The organism is Phytoactinopolyspora limicola (genome assembly GCF_011320225.1).
Classification (GTDB): Bacteria; Actinomycetota; Actinomycetes; order Jiangellales; family Jiangellaceae; genus Phytoactinopolyspora; species Phytoactinopolyspora limicola.
The window spans coordinates 38580-53550 of the sequence record NZ_JAAOEN010000004.1 but is presented as its reverse complement, the minus strand read 5'-3'; the positions used below and the strand labels follow the sequence as shown (position 1 = coordinate 53550).

General features: G+C 66.1%; 10 protein-coding genes. 5 read left to right on the top strand and 5 right to left on the bottom strand.

Translation table 11 applies throughout. From position 1 onward, the window contains the following. The first annotated feature begins 88 nt into the window (after window positions 1-88). The 4 genes from G8760_RS11925 to G8760_RS11910 all read left to right on the top strand — a co-directional run bounded on the left by G8760_RS11925 (window position 89) and on the right by G8760_RS11910 (window position 6567). Window positions 89-2974, top strand: coding sequence for an AfsR/SARP family transcriptional regulator (locus tag G8760_RS11925; protein ID WP_166351259.1), 2886 nt, complete (start codon window positions 89-91; stop codon window positions 2972-2974). A 69-nt stretch (window positions 2975-3043) separates the two neighbouring features. After that, window positions 3044-3685, top strand: a complete 642-nt coding sequence (locus tag G8760_RS11920) for an ANTAR domain-containing response regulator (protein ID WP_166351257.1) — start codon at window positions 3044-3046, stop codon at window positions 3683-3685. Continuing rightward, the gene (locus G8760_RS11915) at window positions 3685-4986 is read left to right on the top strand and encodes an ABC transporter substrate-binding protein (protein ID WP_166351255.1); all 1302 of its coding nucleotides are present in this window, start codon (window positions 3685-3687) and stop codon (window positions 4984-4986) included. Before G8760_RS11920 ends, G8760_RS11915 begins: the two co-directional genes overlap by 1 nt. A gap of 222 nt (window positions 4987-5208) precedes the next feature. Next, window positions 5209-6567 carry an ABC transporter substrate-binding protein gene (locus tag G8760_RS11910; RefSeq protein WP_166351253.1) on the top strand — a complete coding sequence of 453 codons (1359 nt, stop codon included), beginning with the start codon at window positions 5209-5211 and terminating at the stop codon, window positions 6565-6567. 901 nt (window positions 6568-7468) lie between these two features. On the opposite strand, the gene G8760_RS11905 is transcribed toward G8760_RS11910, so the two are convergent. The 5 genes from G8760_RS11905 to G8760_RS11885 all read right to left on the bottom strand — a co-directional run bounded on the left by G8760_RS11905 (window position 7469) and on the right by G8760_RS11885 (window position 12046). After that, window positions 7469-8242 carry an ABC transporter ATP-binding protein gene (locus G8760_RS11905; protein ID WP_166351251.1) on the bottom strand — a complete coding sequence of 258 codons (774 nt, stop codon included), beginning with the start codon at window positions 8240-8242 and terminating at the stop codon, window positions 7469-7471. After that, window positions 8239-9207, bottom strand: coding sequence for an ABC transporter ATP-binding protein (locus tag G8760_RS11900; RefSeq protein ID WP_166351249.1), 969 nt, complete (start codon window positions 9205-9207; stop codon window positions 8239-8241). Before G8760_RS11900 ends, G8760_RS11905 begins: the two co-directional genes overlap by 4 nt. Next, window positions 9197-10192 (bottom strand): branched-chain amino acid ABC transporter permease, encoded by a 996-nt coding sequence (locus G8760_RS11895; RefSeq protein WP_166351247.1) that lies wholly within the window; start codon window positions 10190-10192, stop codon window positions 9197-9199. Before G8760_RS11895 ends, G8760_RS11900 begins: the two co-directional genes overlap by 11 nt. Before the next feature lie 12 nt (window positions 10193-10204). Beyond that, window positions 10205-11467: a branched-chain amino acid ABC transporter permease gene (locus G8760_RS11890; protein WP_166351245.1), complete on the bottom strand. Its 1263-nt coding sequence runs from the start codon at window positions 11465-11467 to the stop codon at window positions 10205-10207. 219 nt (window positions 11468-11686) lie between these two features. Continuing rightward, entirely contained in the window at window positions 11687-12046 is a 360-nt protein-coding gene (locus G8760_RS11885) for a PaaI family thioesterase (RefSeq protein ID WP_343074399.1), read from the bottom strand. A gap of 201 nt (window positions 12047-12247) precedes the next feature. Between G8760_RS11885 and polA the strand changes: the two genes are divergently transcribed. After that, window positions 12248-14932, top strand: a complete 2685-nt coding sequence (gene polA, locus G8760_RS11880) for a DNA polymerase I (RefSeq protein WP_207782271.1) — start codon at window positions 12248-12250, stop codon at window positions 14930-14932. The last annotated feature ends 39 nt before the right edge of the window (window positions 14933-14971 follow it).

Here is a 14971-nt window from a genome sequence, read left to right as displayed (position 1 = left end):
CGGAGGTGACCGGGAGACATCGTTCCCGGGCAGGGGAGGCCGGCCAGCGGTGAACCGATGGGTAGGAGTCCTTGGTCCGCTTCAGGTGATGGCGAACGGCCAGCCGGTGGTGCTTCGCCAGAACCGGTTGCGCATTGTTCTCGGGATGTTGGCGCTCGATGCTGGCCGGGTGGTCAGCCGGGAGGCATTAGCGCACGCGGTATGGGGGGAGAAGCCACCCAAGCAGCCGTTTCAGCAACTCGCGATCTGTGTGACGACTCTGCGTCGCGCTCTGGTGGGTGTGGACGAGGATTTGATCGACTTCTCCGCGAGCGGATATGTGCTCAACCCGGACACCTGCGAGGTGGACTCTAGTCTCGTCACCGACCACGCACGGCGGGCCCGCCAGCTTCGCGCGGCCGGCCACAACGACGACGCGGCGCGTGAATATCGCCGCGCGATAGCCCTGTGGCGTGGGGAGGTTCTCGAAGACGTCGTGTCGGCTGAGGTAGTCGGTGAATGGCGGCACCGGCTCGACGCGTTGCGCCGTTCATTGCTGGAGGAACGTATCGAACTCGATGTCCAGCTCGGCTTCTACCGGGAGGCGCTGGACGACCTCGCGGCCGCCCTCGACGCCGACCCATTTAACGAACGGCTCGGCGCGTTGACGATGCAGGCCCTCTACGGCCTTGGCCGGCCGACCGAAGCGCTGCGACTGCACGCAGAGTTCCGCCAGCGGCTCAGGGACGAGACCGGAGCCGATCCAGGGACCGAATTGCAGCTGGCCCACCAGCATATTCTTCGGCAAGCGCCGATCCCGGCCCCTCGCACCGCTCCAGTCGGCGCCGTTGACGACGAACCGGAGGTCCCCGCACCGACCAACCAGGTACGTCCTCGTCAGCTGCCCATGGTGGCGAACTTTCGCGGGCGGATGAAGGAGTTGACGTGGCTCGACCACGAACTGCTCGGCGATCGAGCGCCGGACGGTCCGCGAGCGGTGCTGATCACGGGCATGGGAGGCATCGGAAAGACGGCCCTGGCACTCCAGTGGGCACGGCGGAACGCCAGCCACTTCCCAGACGGCCAGATATACGTGGACCTCCGCGGCTACAGCGACCGCGACCCAGTCACCGAGGGGCACGCGGCGGCCCGGTTTACCAGAGCTTTGGGTGTCCCGGCGAGTAGCGTCCCGCGCGACGTTGAGGAGCGCATCGCGCTGTACCGGAGCCTGACCGCCGAGAAACGGCTGTTGGTGCTGCTGGACAATATTCGATCGGCGGAGCAGGTTCGTGCTCTGCTACCGAGCGGTCCAGGCTGCGTGGTGATCGTGACGAGCCGAGACGCCCTTCTGGACGTGATCGTCGAGCAGGGGGTGAGTGTGCTGCGGCTGAAGGAGTTGTCCGAGCAGGACGCGGTCTCGCTGCTGGTCGCGGAGCCGCCTGACTCAGCCGACGGCAACCTGTCCGAGGCCGCGCGCCTGTGTGGCTACGTGCCCCTTGCCTTGCGGATCGCCGGTACCCGGCTCGCGACCGGGCTGGTCTCCAGCGTTCGGGCGCTGGTCGGAGAGTTGCGCCGGCAACTGGTTCCGGACTTGCAGGCAGGATCATCCAGTCTTACGACGACCTTCATGCTGAGCTATCGAGGGCTCGATGGTGATCAAGCGGCGCTGTTCCGCCGGATCGGCCTGCTGGACAGCCCGGTGGTATCCGCCTGGGTCGCCGCCGCACTCATGGATACCTCCACAGAACAGGGAGAACACCTTCTGGGCAAGCTGTGGGAGGCGCATCTGATCGATGTGGTCGATGGTGACGACGCCGTGCGCCTCTATCGGATGCACGACCTGATGAAGCTGTTCGCCCGCGACCGCGCCAGAGACGAAGAACCTGCCGATACCCAACATGCCGCCGTAGCGCGGGTACTCGCTGGTTGGCTAGCCCTCGCCGAAACCGCTGTGCGCCGCGATTCAGGCGGCAGTACCGGTCTGGTGGGAAGCGCGCCGCGCTGGTGTGTGCCGGCCGAAGTAGCTGACGCCTTACTCGAGGTGGACGATTGGCTGGAGAATGAGTGGCAGAACCTCGTTGCCGCCGTCACGCAGGCCGCCCGTCTCGGCGAGGACGAGCTGTGCTGGGAGCTCGCATTGACCTGTTTCGGGTTGCAGCGGCCGGTGGGCTACCACGACGATGCCGAGAAGATGTATCTGACCGCGCTCAGCGCTACCCGTGCAGCGGGAAATCGACTCGGCACGGCGATGCTGATGCTCGGGTGGGGCGGCTTGCAGGTGGGGCAGCAGGCCAGCGGCCGCCCGTACCTCGAACAGGCGCTGGCACTCTTCGGGCGGATCGGCGAACCACGAGGACAGGCTTATGCCCTGCGCTACGTGGCCTTCCTCAACCGGTTGCACGGCGACCTCGAGGCTGCGTTGCAGTGTTGTGAGGAAGGGTTGAAACTGCTCCGCGCGGCCCCGGACGTCGAGATCCGGTTCTTCACCCTCTTGGAAGCCAGCCACGTTCTCATGGCGCAAGGTGAGCTGGGCGCTGCCGCGGATCTGCTGACCAAGGCTGAGGCCCTTGCCGAACAACTCGGTGGTTGGGGACACCTCGCGCACGTCCGGACGCGGGGCGGCGAGCTCAGCTACCTGGATGGCGACACCACCGGGGCGCGTCGGCTCTTCACCGAAGCGCTGCGGTATGCCGAGCGGGGCAGATCACTCTTCCTCCAGGCCCACGTGCTCGGCGGGTTAGGAAAGGCGCAGCTCGACGACGGAGACTACGTCGAGGCGCGGGCCACCCTCACGCGGGGGATGGTGATCGCGCAACAGGCCGGGCGCGCTCGCACCGAAGCACATATCGCGGCGTCGTTGGTGGGTGCTCTGGCGGCCGTTGGTGACGTCGCGGCGGCCGGAGAGTTGGCCGAGTCAGCCATAACTCGGCTCACTGATATGGGTATGGAGAGCGCAGCTCAGGAGACCCGGGGACTTATGGCCCGGCTCGGCTAACGTGGCGCGGAACAACCTCGGAGCGGTGTCGGGTGCTGACGACGCTTGCCGGGCGGGTAGTCTGCCCGGGTGACCGATACGCCAGCTACCGAGCCCCAGACCGCTCCGGCCCGTCGCGTCCTCGTGGCCGAGGACGAGTCGTTGATCCGGCTTGACCTCATCGAGATGCTCCGGGAAGAGGGGTACGACGTCGTCGCCGAGGCTGCCGACGGAGAGACGGCGGTCCGGCTGGCTGAGGAGCACCGTCCCGATCTCGTCATGATGGACGTGAAGATGCCCGTGCTGGACGGTGTCTCGGCTGCCGAGCGCATCGCCCGCCAACGGATCGCACCAGTGTTGTTCCTCACCGCGTTCTCGCAGCGCGATCTCGTCGAGCGAGCCCGTGAGGCTGGCGCCATGGCCTACCTCGTCAAGCCGTTCTCCAAGGCCGATCTCGTTCCAGCGATCGAGATGGCGTTGTCCCGGCACGAGGAGATCCTGCACCTCGAGAAGGAGGTCGCCGACCTCGGGGAGCGGTTGGAGACCCGCAAGCTGGTCGATCGCGCCAAAGGGGTGCTTCAGACGCAGTACGGGTTGAGCGAGCCGGACGCCTTCCGGTGGATCCAGAAGGCCGCCATGGACAAGCGCACCTCCATGCGCAACGTCGCCGAAGTGATCCTCGACGACGGCGCAGACGAGCAGGACGCGGCGCAGGAGGCCGACGCGGACTGATGGCGCCTGGGGGTGCGGCCCGGGTATCCCGGGCATCGATGCTCGCGGGAGTGCTCTGCTCCGTCCTGGTCCTGACGTCGTGCAGCCTGTTCGAGCGGGTCGTCGCGGATGAGGAGGCCGGATCCCGCGAGGCCGCCGTGGTGGTTCTCGCGCCCGGCGGTACCGCCAGCGGCGACGCCGTCATGGACGCGGTCGAACTGGCTATCGGTGAGACCGCCAGCGACGTGCCGGGCTGGACGATCGACGTACGGTTCGTCGCTGACGACAGCCACGACGACGGACCGGCCGAGCTGGTCCGTGAGGTCGCCGAGGACGACGTGATCGCCGTGATCGGAGGTATGTCCACCGAGGTGGTGCGGGCCGCGCAGCCGGTGCTGAGTGCGTCGTCGGTGTTGTTCGTCTCACCCGCCGACACCGTCCCGGAGCACACGAGGGGTGCTGACCCGGGTGCTCCGCTGCGTCCCTATCCCAACTACTTCCGGACCGTGGTGACCGGCGAGCATCCGCTGCGGATGCTGGCCCGGCATGCGGTTGGATCACTCGAGGCGGACCGGATCGCGGTGATCGATGCGGGGGACCACGACGAGTCCGCGGCGTTCGCGGAGGCCGTCGACAGGGCCGGCGGCGAGGTAGTCCAGATCGCCGACGACGCGGCGGATGACGAGGCCGTGGATGACGAGGCCGTGGATGACGAGGCCGTGGATGACGAGGCCGTGGATGACGAGGCCGTGGATGACGAGGCCGTGGATGACGAGGCCGTGGATGACGAGACGGTCACCAGTGCCGCGTTGGTGCAAGCCGTACGAGACGCGGATGCCGGAGCGGTGTTCGTCACCGGAAGTTCGGCCCTCGCCGCGGCGTTAGCCGACGAGCTGGCCCGAACCGGGGGCGGGGTGGAACTGTTGGGCGGGGCGGCGCTGATGAACGACGACTTCCTGGCCGAGGCCGGCTCGTCGGCCGAGGGGGCTTGGACGGCGGTCGCCGGTGAGCTGGCCGGCTCTGATGACGACAACACGCGGAGTCGGTTGGCCGAGTCCGGCCTCGATGTCGGAGTCCCGCAGGTCGCGGCAGCCTACGATGCCGGGTTGGCGGTCGGTACGGTGTTGACCGGCTGTTTGCCGCCGGCGAGTTCGGCGGCGGCTGCACGGCGCGGGTGTATCGGCGAAATGGCGGAGGTGACGGTTGGCGGTGGCACTGCGGAGCTTGCGTTCGACGAGTATGGTGATCGGGTCGGTGCCAATCCGGTTCTCTTGAAGGTCAACGGCAACGTGTGGTCGCCGTTGGCCGTCGAGCCACGCTGAATCGTCGATGGTCTCTATGAGCAGGCCATTAGGTCACATGTTCCTAACAACGTGCGCCAGCTGGACTCAGATACGTGCGTCCTGGTGCCGACGGGAATAGGTTCGACGATCACAGACCAAGTCGGTACCGTGTCCAGCCCAAGTGATGGCCGGTCCTTGGAGGGGGTCCAACTGCCACGTCAGTGGGGCTCCACCGCGGTGCCCACCTAAGAAGGAGAGCAAATGAATCGCAGTACGCGACTATGGCGGTCGATCGCCGCCGTGGGCGTTGCCGCTCTCGTGCTCGCCGCGTGTGGTGGCGACGACAGTGATGAGCCGTCGGATGACGACGGCCCGGTCGCCGAAGAAACGGACGAGCCGGGGGACGACGATCCGGAAGATCCCGGTGACGACCCCGGAGCTGGCGAATACGAGCCCGCTGAAGGTGATCCCGCGCTGACCATCGGCACGTTGCTGCCGCAGAGCGGGACGCTGGCCTTCCTCGGGCCGCCGATGACCACCGGCGCCGAACTGGCGGCGGCCGACATCAACGAGGCTGGCGGCATCGATGGTGCCCCCGTCGAGTTGGTTAATGCCGATGAGGGCGACGACAGCCTGAACATCGTGGGTGCCTCTGCCGACAGCCTCATCAACCAGGAGGTCGACGCCATCCTCGGAGCGGCAGCCACTGGTATGTCGCAGCGGGTCTACAGCCAGATCACAGGTGCTGGCATCTTGCAGATTTCCCCGTCCAACACGGGTGTCATCGTCAGCGACTGGGACACCGGCGGCCTGTACTTCCGTACCGCGCCGTCCGACTTGCTGCAGGGTGAGATCCTCGGTGAGGTCATCCTCGAGGACGGACACGAGACGCTCGGCATCCTGTACTTGGACAACCCCTACGGTGAAGGGCTGGCCACCTCGTTGGCCGAGACCGCTGAGGCCGGCGGCGTCGAAGTGGTGCACAACTCTGCGATCGCCGAGCGGTCGGAGAGCTACAGCGCCGAGGTCTCCGGCTTGGCTGCGGAGTCCCCGGACGCTATCGCGGTGATCACCTATGACGACATCTACGCCATCGTGCCGGAGTTGGAGCGGGCGTTCGACAGCCTGGACAACCTCTACCTGGTGGACGGCAACACGAAGAACCTGAGTGAGGGCCCAACCCCTGACGAGCCAGGTTTGCCGGAGGGTGTCGTGGAGGGTGCCACCGGCACCATTCCGGGGCAGAGCGTCGAAGGCACGCCGTTCGGCGAACGCCTGCTTGAGATCACGCCGGACCTGGACTCCTACACCTACGCTGGTGAGGCCTACGACGCCATCGTGCTGGTCGCGCTGGCTGCGATCCAGGCGGGTTCGTCGGATGGCCAGGACATCGCCGCCGAGATGGCCAGTGTCTCCGGTGGTGGCGGTACGGCCTGCTCGTCGTTCGTCGAGTGCAAGCAGCTCATCGAAGCCGGCGAGGACGTCAACTACGACGGTATCTCCGGTCCGATCGAGTTCGACGACAACGGTGACCCGCAGAGCGCCTATATCGGTATCTACGACTTCGATGCCGACAACGCCCCGCAGTTCCGCGAGGCGCGGACGCTCGACGTCGACTGATCAACTCCCGACGGTCCGGCCGTTCGCACGGCCGGACTGGTTGGCTAGTCGCTCAACAGGAGGTCCCGCGATGGTTTGCGCCGTCGCGGGACCTCCGTCGTCGCGGGACCTCCGTCGTCGCGGGACCTCCGTCGTTGCGGGACCTCCGTCGTTGCGGGACCTCCGTCGTTGTGGGGCCGTTCGTCGTCTCAATCCCGTGAGCGGAGCCAGAAACGCGGCCCACGTCCCCCACCCTTGTGCACCTGATCTCCGTTTTGGCGCCTGATCGTTTGTGTGGCGACGATCAGATGCGCGGTGGTGACGACGGCTAGTGCCGACGTCCGGTAGCGGCGCCTGATCGTCTCCACGATGTGGGACGGCTGGCGATCAGATGCGCTAACCCACGGATTGTGTCCGGCAGCGCATCTGATCTTTTGGGGCGATGCCCGTGGGGTGGATGCGACGGCTGGCTGGTGTTCTATCGGCGCTGGGCGGGTTCTTCGGCGTGCTCGACGTGGTCCAAGGGCTCATCGGTGGACCGCGGGACTGCGTACGGGCATGGTGCGTTGACGGCCTCCACGTTTCCGACATTTTGCCCAGCTCAACGAGCGCTCAGCGCACCATGCCTGGTCTGTCAGCGCCGCACTGCTCGTCGCCGCGATTAGTTCCCGGTCTTCGCCCTACCGACGGTGTCGCTTCGCACGATCAGATGCGTCATCGGACAGTACTCGGGTGGTTAGCGCATCTGATCGCCAACCGTCCCACATCGTGGCGACGATCAGGCGCGGCTACCGCGCGTCGCCGCTGGCCGTCGTCACCACCGCGCATCTGATCGTCGCCACACAAACGATCAGGCGTCAAAACGGAGATCAGGTGCACACCGGGGGCGGGTGAGTGGTTTGGTGCTACCCCGATCTGCCGGTCAGGCCCGGGCGAGGGTCCCCAGGTAGAGTTCGATGACTTTAGGGTCGTCGAGCAGCGACACACCCGTGCCGGTGTAGGCGTTGCGGCCTTGGTCGAGCACGTAGCCGCGGTCGCAGATCTGTAGGCAGCGACGGGCGTTCTGTTCCACCATGATGACCGACACCCCGGCACGGTTGATTTGCCGCGTGCGGATGAACACCTCGTCTTGCATGGCGGGGGAGAGGCCGGCCGACGGCTCGTCGAGCAGCAGGACCGACGGCTCCATCATCAGCGCCCGAGCCATGGCGACCATTTGGCGTTCACCGCCGGACAGCGAGCCCGCGCGCTGGTTGCGCCGGTCGGCTAGGGCGGGGAAGAGGGAGAGCGCGAACTCGAGCCGTTTGTTGAACTGGCGCGGCTTCTGGAAGACGCCCATCTCGAGGTTTTCGGCGATGGTGAGCGACGGGAAGATGTTGTTGGTCTGCGGCACGAAGCCGATGCCGCGGGATACGAGCGCGTTGGCCTTCTGGCCGGTGATGTCCTCACCGTTGAAGGTGACACTGCCCGAGGTGACTTTGACCAGTCCGAACAGCGCCTTCAGCAAGGTGGACTTGCCCGCCCCGTTGGGCCCGATGATGCCGACGAGTTCGCCCTCGGTGAGGTAGAGGTCGCATCCGTTGAGGATGTTGACGCCGGGGAAGTAGCCGGCCACGATCTCGTCGGCGCGGAGGATGGCGCCGTCGGCGTGGGTGAGGTGTTCGCTGCGATCGGGGACAGGATTCTGGGTACTCACGACGAGCCTCCCGTCGACGGTTCGGTGGCGGGTGATTCGTCCGGTGCGGACAGCTCGGCCTCGATGTCCGATTCGATCTCCGCGAGCTGCTGTTGTTCTTCGGCCTCGGTGACCGGGGCGTCGTGGTGTGCGCCGAGGTAGGCGTCGATGACGTCGGGGTTGGCCATGACGGCTTCCGGTGGCCCTTCGGCGACGATCTTGCCTTGGGCCATCACGATGACCCAGTCGGAGATGTCGTGAACCATGTCCATGTCGTGTTCGACGAAGAGCACCGTCATCCCTTCGGCCCGCAGGTCTTTCACGTGGCCGAGGAGGGACTGGGTGAGGGCGGGGTTGACCCCGGCCATGGGTTCGTCGAGCATCACCATGGTCGGTTCGGACATCAGGGCGCGGGCCATCTCGAGCAGCTTGCGTTGCCCACCGGACAGCGCGCCGGCGAACTCGTCGCGCATATGGTCGAGTTTGAACCTGCTCAGCAGCTGTTCGGCGCGTTCGGTGATGGATTCCTCTTGGTCGCGCCAGAGGAAGGGCAGCAGGGCTCGCCAGACGCTCTCGCCGCGTTGGCCGGTGGCGCCGAGCCGCATGTTCTCCAGCACTCGTAGCCGCGACAGGGCCTTGGTGAGTTGGAACGTGCGGACCATACCGGCTTGGGCCACCTTGTACGACGGTTTGCCGGCCACCGACGCACCCTCGAAGGTCCAGCTGCCGGTGTCGGCTTGATCGAACCCGGTGAGGACGTTGAAGAAGGTGGTCTTGCCAGCTCCGTTGGGCCCGATCAACGCGGTGATCACGCCGCGTTGGACCTCGACGTGTTCGACGTCGACTGCGGTGAGGCCACCGAAGCGGCGGGTGACGTTATCGGCGACGAGGATCGGATCCGGCTTCGGTGCACCGGGAACCGGTGGCACGTCGGCCAGGACTTGAGCCCGGATGGGCGCCGACGGCGATGTGGCATCAGCGGACATTGAAGGCCAACTCCCTTCTATCTCCCAAGATGCCTTGCGGCCGGAAGATCATCAACAACATCAGTCCCAGGCCGACGAGTGCGACGCGGACCAGACCGATCTGGGACTCGGAGACGAGTGTGTCCGGTACCCAACCGGCGCTCGCTCCGGACCGCAGCACGGTTTCGGTGACGGAGAACACCAGCCAGAGCAGGACGGCGCCGAGGACTGGTCCGATGACCCGCGCCACACCACCGAGCAGCAACAGTGTCCAGAAGAAGAACGTCAGCTGGGTATTGAACGTCTGGGGGTTGACCGATTGTTCGCCGGTGACCAACGCGATGCCCGCGACGGCTCCGATGACACCACCGATGATCAACGCCTGCATCTTCCGCGCGAAGACGTTTTTGCCGAGGCTGCGCACGGCGTCCTCGTCTTCGCGGATCCCTTTCAGTACCCGTCCCCATGGGCTTCGTACCAGTAGCCAGACCAGCAGCGCGATGATGATGACGAGCGACCAGCCGATGAGCATGAACCAGGCCCGGTCGGCGGTCAGGCGGACCGGCCCGAGTGAGTAGGTGCCGGCCGGTAGTGGGTTCCAGTTGTAGAACGTGCGGGCGAACGCACCGGAGAAGCCGGACGAGCCGCCGGTCCACCGGGCGTACACCGTGGAGCCGATCACCAGGCGGACGATCTCCGCCGCGGCGATGGTGGCGACGGCTAGATAGTCTGCCCGCAATCGGAGTGTCGGGATGCCGAGCAGCAGCGCTAGCAGCACCGCCACCGCGACGCCGATCAGCGCGCCGACCAGGTATGGCACGTTGAAGTGCACAATGGAGATCGCGGTGCCGTAGGCGCCTACCGCCAAGAAGCCGGCTTGACCGAAGTTGAGCAGTCCGGTGTAACCGAAGTGCACGTTCAGGCCGATCGCGGCGATGGCGTAGGCGATCGCATTCAGGCCGAGGGCGGCGTGAAAGGCGTTGGCGACAAGTAGGTTCCAGTCCATCGTGGCCTCCCCTTACCCGACCCGCTCGCGTCTGCCCAGGATGCCTTGTGGGCGCAAGAGCAGAATGACGATAAGAATGGCCAGGGCACCGACGTTTTTGATCTCCGTGGGAATGACGATGGTCGACACCTCGATGAAGATTCCGACGATCAACGCACCGGCCATGGCGCCGAACGCGGTTCCCAGTCCGCCGAGCACGACGGCGGCGAACATGAGGAGCAGCATGTTGATGCCCATCTGAGCACTGACCTGCTGCGAGAGCCCTAGGAGCATGCCACCGAGCGCGGCGAGACCGGCGCCGGCGGTCCACACGCCCCGGATGACCATGTCGACGTTGATGCCGGACGCGGCGGCGAGCGCCGGGTTGTCGGACACGGCACGAGTGGCCTTGCCCCATCGGGTCCGCAGCAGCACGTACGCCACGGCCACGAGCAGCACGAGCGCGACGGCCATGCTGATGTAGTCGTTCACCGTCAGCCGGGTGGGGCCGAGCGCTACCACGTCGGAGCGGTGTGGGAAGGCGCGTGGTGAGGAGCCGTAGATTGCTTGCAGCACCGACCGGGCGAACAAGGACAATCCGATGGTGATGATCATCATCGGAATGATCCCGGTCCCGCGTCTTCGTAGCGGTTTCCACAATCCGGCGTCTTGCGTCCAGCCCACGATGCAGCCGGCCAGCAACGTGAGCACGGCGGCCAGCAGCAGAGGTATCCCCATGGTGGCCGCGAACGTATAGCCGACCAGCCCACCGATGGCGACCTGCTCGGCATGGGCGAAGTTGGTCAAGCCCATCGTGCCGAAGATCAAGGACAGCCCGACGGCTGCCAGAGCCAGCAGGAGTCCGAAGCGGATACCGACGGCCGTGCGTTCGATGACCCGGTTGATAGTGCTGGTTTCGCGGGTCAGTCCTTCGCCGAGGTTGAACCGCACGATCTGACTTCGCCCGGACCGGACGTCGCCGCTCCAGGGGTTGTCGTCGGGATCGCGGAGGACGACGTCGTCGGGAAGAGTGGCCTCATCCAGCGTCACGGTGTACGAGCCGGGTTGCGGCACGGGAATGAGCCAGTCACCGTTCTCATCCGTCTGAGTCTCTTCGACGAAACCTTGCCCCTCGACGAACACTCGGACACCCGCGACGGGATGACGTTCGTCATCTGCGGTGCGTTCTTCTAGGCGGCCTCTGACCGATTCTTCTTGTCCGCTGGCCGCCGCCGTGGGACCGAGTGCCCCGGCGGCGAGTAATGCCATGACGACGCTGGCCAGAAGAAGGGCCATGCCCCGCGCAAGGCGCGGTACGACACCATTTACCACGTGGCTCCCCGGTGATGAATTCGCTTTTGGCGTGGAGGGAGCATAGCTGTTATTCCACCTGTTGCCGACGCGGGTGGCTGGATGTAGCCCTTTCGATATCAGAAGGTGATTCAGTGAATGCGGCTCGAGACGGCGGTGGGAGGTTTGGTATAAAGCGGGCGCGCGGGCGGTTGATATCGCTGCTCAACGGGCTTCGTCCGGGATCGGTCGGAGGAAGCAGGTGATCCGGGCGGTGCAGACGCGGTGGTCGTCATCGTCGGTGATGACGATGTCGTAGGTGGCGAAACTTCGGCCGCGGTGCGCCGGGGTGGCCACCCCGGTGACGTATCCGTCGCGCGCGGCGCGGTGGTGAGTGGCGTTGATATCGACGCCGAGGGGGATGTGCCCTGGACCTGCGTGGAGGGCGGCAGCCGTGGAGCCGAGGCTTTCGGCCAACACACACGATGCGCCACCGTGGAGGAGGCCGAACGGCTGTGTGTTGCCGGCCACCGGCATCCGGCCCACCACACGGTCGGGGGATAGTTCGATGAAGGTGATGCCCATCCGCTCGTCGAGCGCCGACGGCGGCGGGATGTCCGGCCATTCCGACGGTGAACGGTCTGACGATGGGGTGGCGTCACGCTCGTTGGATTCGACCTGGCTCATGACCTGATCCTGCCGTATCGCTGGTGTGCCGCGGCTCACGGCCCAGCCGAACCGGGGAGCGTGGCGGACATTGTCGCCGCTGGGGACTAGGGTGGCGCCGTGGTCGATGTTGCTGAGAGTCCCCGCTTGTTGTTGCTCGATGGTCACTCGCTGGCCTACCGGGCGTTCTTCGCTCTGCCGGTGGAGAACTTCTCCACCACGACGGGCCAGCCCACCAATGCCGTGTACGGGTTCACGTCGATGCTGATCAACGTGTTGCGGGACGAGCAACCCACCCACGTCGCCGTCGCGTTCGACGTGTCCAGGAAGACCTTCCGCAATGAGATGTACCCGGAGTACAAGGCCAACCGCAGTAGCTCACCGGACGAGTTCAAAGGCCAGGTCGCTCTCATCAAGGAGGTCCTGGCGGCGCTGCGGATTCCGGCGGTGGAGCAGGAGGGGTACGAGGCCGACGACATCATCGCCACGCTCGCCGAACGTGCCCAGGCCGATGGGGTGGACGTGCTCATCTGCACCGGCGACCGCGATACCTTCCAGCTCGTCAACGAGCGCGTCACGGTGTTGTATCCGAAGCGTGGTGTCTCCGACCTGAGCCGGATGACGCCGGATGCGGTTCAGGAACGTTATGGGCTCAGCCCGACCCAATACCCAGACTTCGCGGCGTTGCGCGGAGACCCTTCCGACAACCTTCCGAACATCCCCGGTGTCGGCGAGAAGACCGCCGCGAAGTGGGTGGTGCAGTTCGGCTCGCTGGAGCAGCTCGTCGAACGTGCTGACGAGGTCAAAGGCAAGGCGGGCGATGCGTTGCGGGCACACCTCGGCCAGGTGATGACCAACCGGCAGGTGACCGAGCTGGTCCGGGATATGGAGCTCGGGCTGCACACCGACCAGCTGGTCCGTCAGTCGTGGGACCGCGAGGACGTCCATCGTGTCTTCGACACATTGCAGTTCCGGGTACTCCGCGACCGCCTCTACCAGACGTTGGAGGCGGCCGAGCCCGAGGCGGCCGGGGTGCTGGAGGTCGAGGCCAGCCGGCTCGAGCCCGGCACGTTGGCGGGGTGGCTGGCCGAGCACACCGCCGACGGCCCGACGGGTGTCTCGGTGCGCGGCACTTGGGCCCGGGCCACTGGCGACGCCACCGAGCTGGCACTGGCCAGTACCGATGGGGCCGCTGCGTGGTTCGAGACGGCGAAGCTCACGCCGGAGGACGACACCGCGCTGGCGGCCTGGCTTGCCGATCCGGAGCAGCTCAAGGTCATGCATGATGCCAAGGGGCCATTACATGCACTGAGTGCGCGGGGCTGGCCGGTAGCCGGGCTGGCTGCCGACACCGCGCTGTCGGCGTTCATCGCGCTGCCCGGGCAGCGCTCGTACGATCTCGCCGATCTGGTGCTCCGGTTCGTTGGGCAGGAGCTGCGTAGCGAGAGTGCTCCGGCGGACGTCCAGTTGTCTCTCGATGGTGGTGACGAGGATCAGCTGGGGCACGACGAGGCGGTGCGGGCGCGGGCGGTCCTGGAGTTGAGTGCGGCGCTCGACGATGAGCTCGGTAAACGCGGCGGACGTCAACTTCTCGACGACGTCGAGCTTCCTCTCGTTGGTGTGCTCGCCAGCATGGAACGACGGGGCATCGGGATCGACGTGGATTACCTCGAAGGGCTGGAGTCGTCGTTCGCGGCGGCCGTGGCCCAAGCGGCCGCGGACGCTTATGACGCTATCGGTCACGAGGTCAATCTCGGCTCGCCGAAACAACTGCAGGTGGTGTTGTTCGAAGAGCTCAACATGCCGAAGACGAAGCGCACCAAGACGGGTTACACCACCGACGCCGAGGCGTTGGCTGAGCTGTACGCCAAGACCGAGCATCCGTTCCTGGAGGCTTTGCTCCGGCATCGCGACGCGTCGAAGCTACGGGTCACCGTCGAGGGCCTCCTGAAGTCGGTGGCACCGGACGGCCGCATCCATACAACATTCCATCAGACCATCGCCGCCACCGGACGGTTGTCGTCCACCGATCCCAACCTGCAGAACATCCCGATCCGCACGGCGGAGGGACGGCGCATCCGGCAGGCGTTCGTCGTCGGCGACGGATACGAGAGTCTGCTGACCGCGGACTACAGCCAGATCGAGATGCGCATCATGGCGCACCTGTCGGACGACGAAGGCCTGATCGAGGCGTTCGAGTCCGGCATGGACTTCCACTCCGCCACCGCGTCAAGGGTGTTCGGCGTCGCCGCGGCCGAGGTCACCGGCGAGATGCGGGCCAAGATCAAGGCGATGAACTACGGACTCGCCTACGGGCTGTCGGCGTACGGCCTCTCCAAGCAGTTAACCATTGACGTCGCCGAGGCGCAGAGGTTGATGGACGAGTACTTCGAGCGCTTCGGCGGGGTCCGTGACTACCTGCGCGAGGTCGTCAAACGCGCTGCCGCCGAGGGGTGGACCCAAACCATCCTGGGGCGCCGCCGGTACCTCCCGGATCTCACCAGCGACAACCGCCAGCGTCGAGAGATGGCCGAGCGGATGGCGCTCAACGCTCCGATCCAAGGGTCGGCGGCCGACATCATCAAGGTGGCGATGCTCGGCGTCGAGCGGGCGCTGGCGTCCGAGGGGTTGGCGTCCCGGATGCTGCTCCAGGTGCATGACGAGCTGGTCCTCGAGGTGGCGCCCGGTGAGCGCGACACAGTCGAAGCACTGGTTCGGCGGGAGATGGGCGCCGCCCACGGACTGCGGGTGCCGCTGGAGGTATCGGTCGGCGCCGGCGCGACGTGGCAGGACGCCGCGCACTGAGAATCCACACCTCTTCGGCGCAGGGGGTAGCGAACTTTA

Bases quoted from the DNA above. Each gene is read 5' to 3' on its own strand.
- G8760_RS11925 (WP_166351259.1), top strand. From the start codon at position 89: ATGGCGAACGGCCAGCCGGTGGTGCTTCGCCAGAACCGGTTGCGCATT.
- G8760_RS11915 (WP_166351255.1), top strand. From the start codon at position 3,685: ATGGCGCCTGGGGGTGCGGCCCGGGTATCCCGGGCATCGATGCTCGCG.
- G8760_RS11910 (WP_166351253.1), top strand. From the start codon at position 5,209: ATGAATCGCAGTACGCGACTATGGCGGTCGATCGCCGCCGTGGGCGTT.
- G8760_RS11900 (WP_166351249.1), bottom strand. From the start codon at position 9,207: ATGTCCGCTGATGCCACATCGCCGTCGGCGCCCATCCGGGCTCAAGTC.
- G8760_RS11895 (WP_166351247.1), bottom strand. From the start codon at position 10,192: ATGGACTGGAACCTACTTGTCGCCAACGCCTTTCACGCCGCCCTCGGC.
- G8760_RS11890 (WP_166351245.1), bottom strand. From the start codon at position 11,467: ATGGCCCTTCTTCTGGCCAGCGTCGTCATGGCATTACTCGCCGCCGGG.
- G8760_RS11885 (WP_343074399.1), bottom strand. From the start codon at position 12,046: ATGGGCATCACCTTCATCGAACTATCCCCCGACCGTGTGGTGGGCCGG.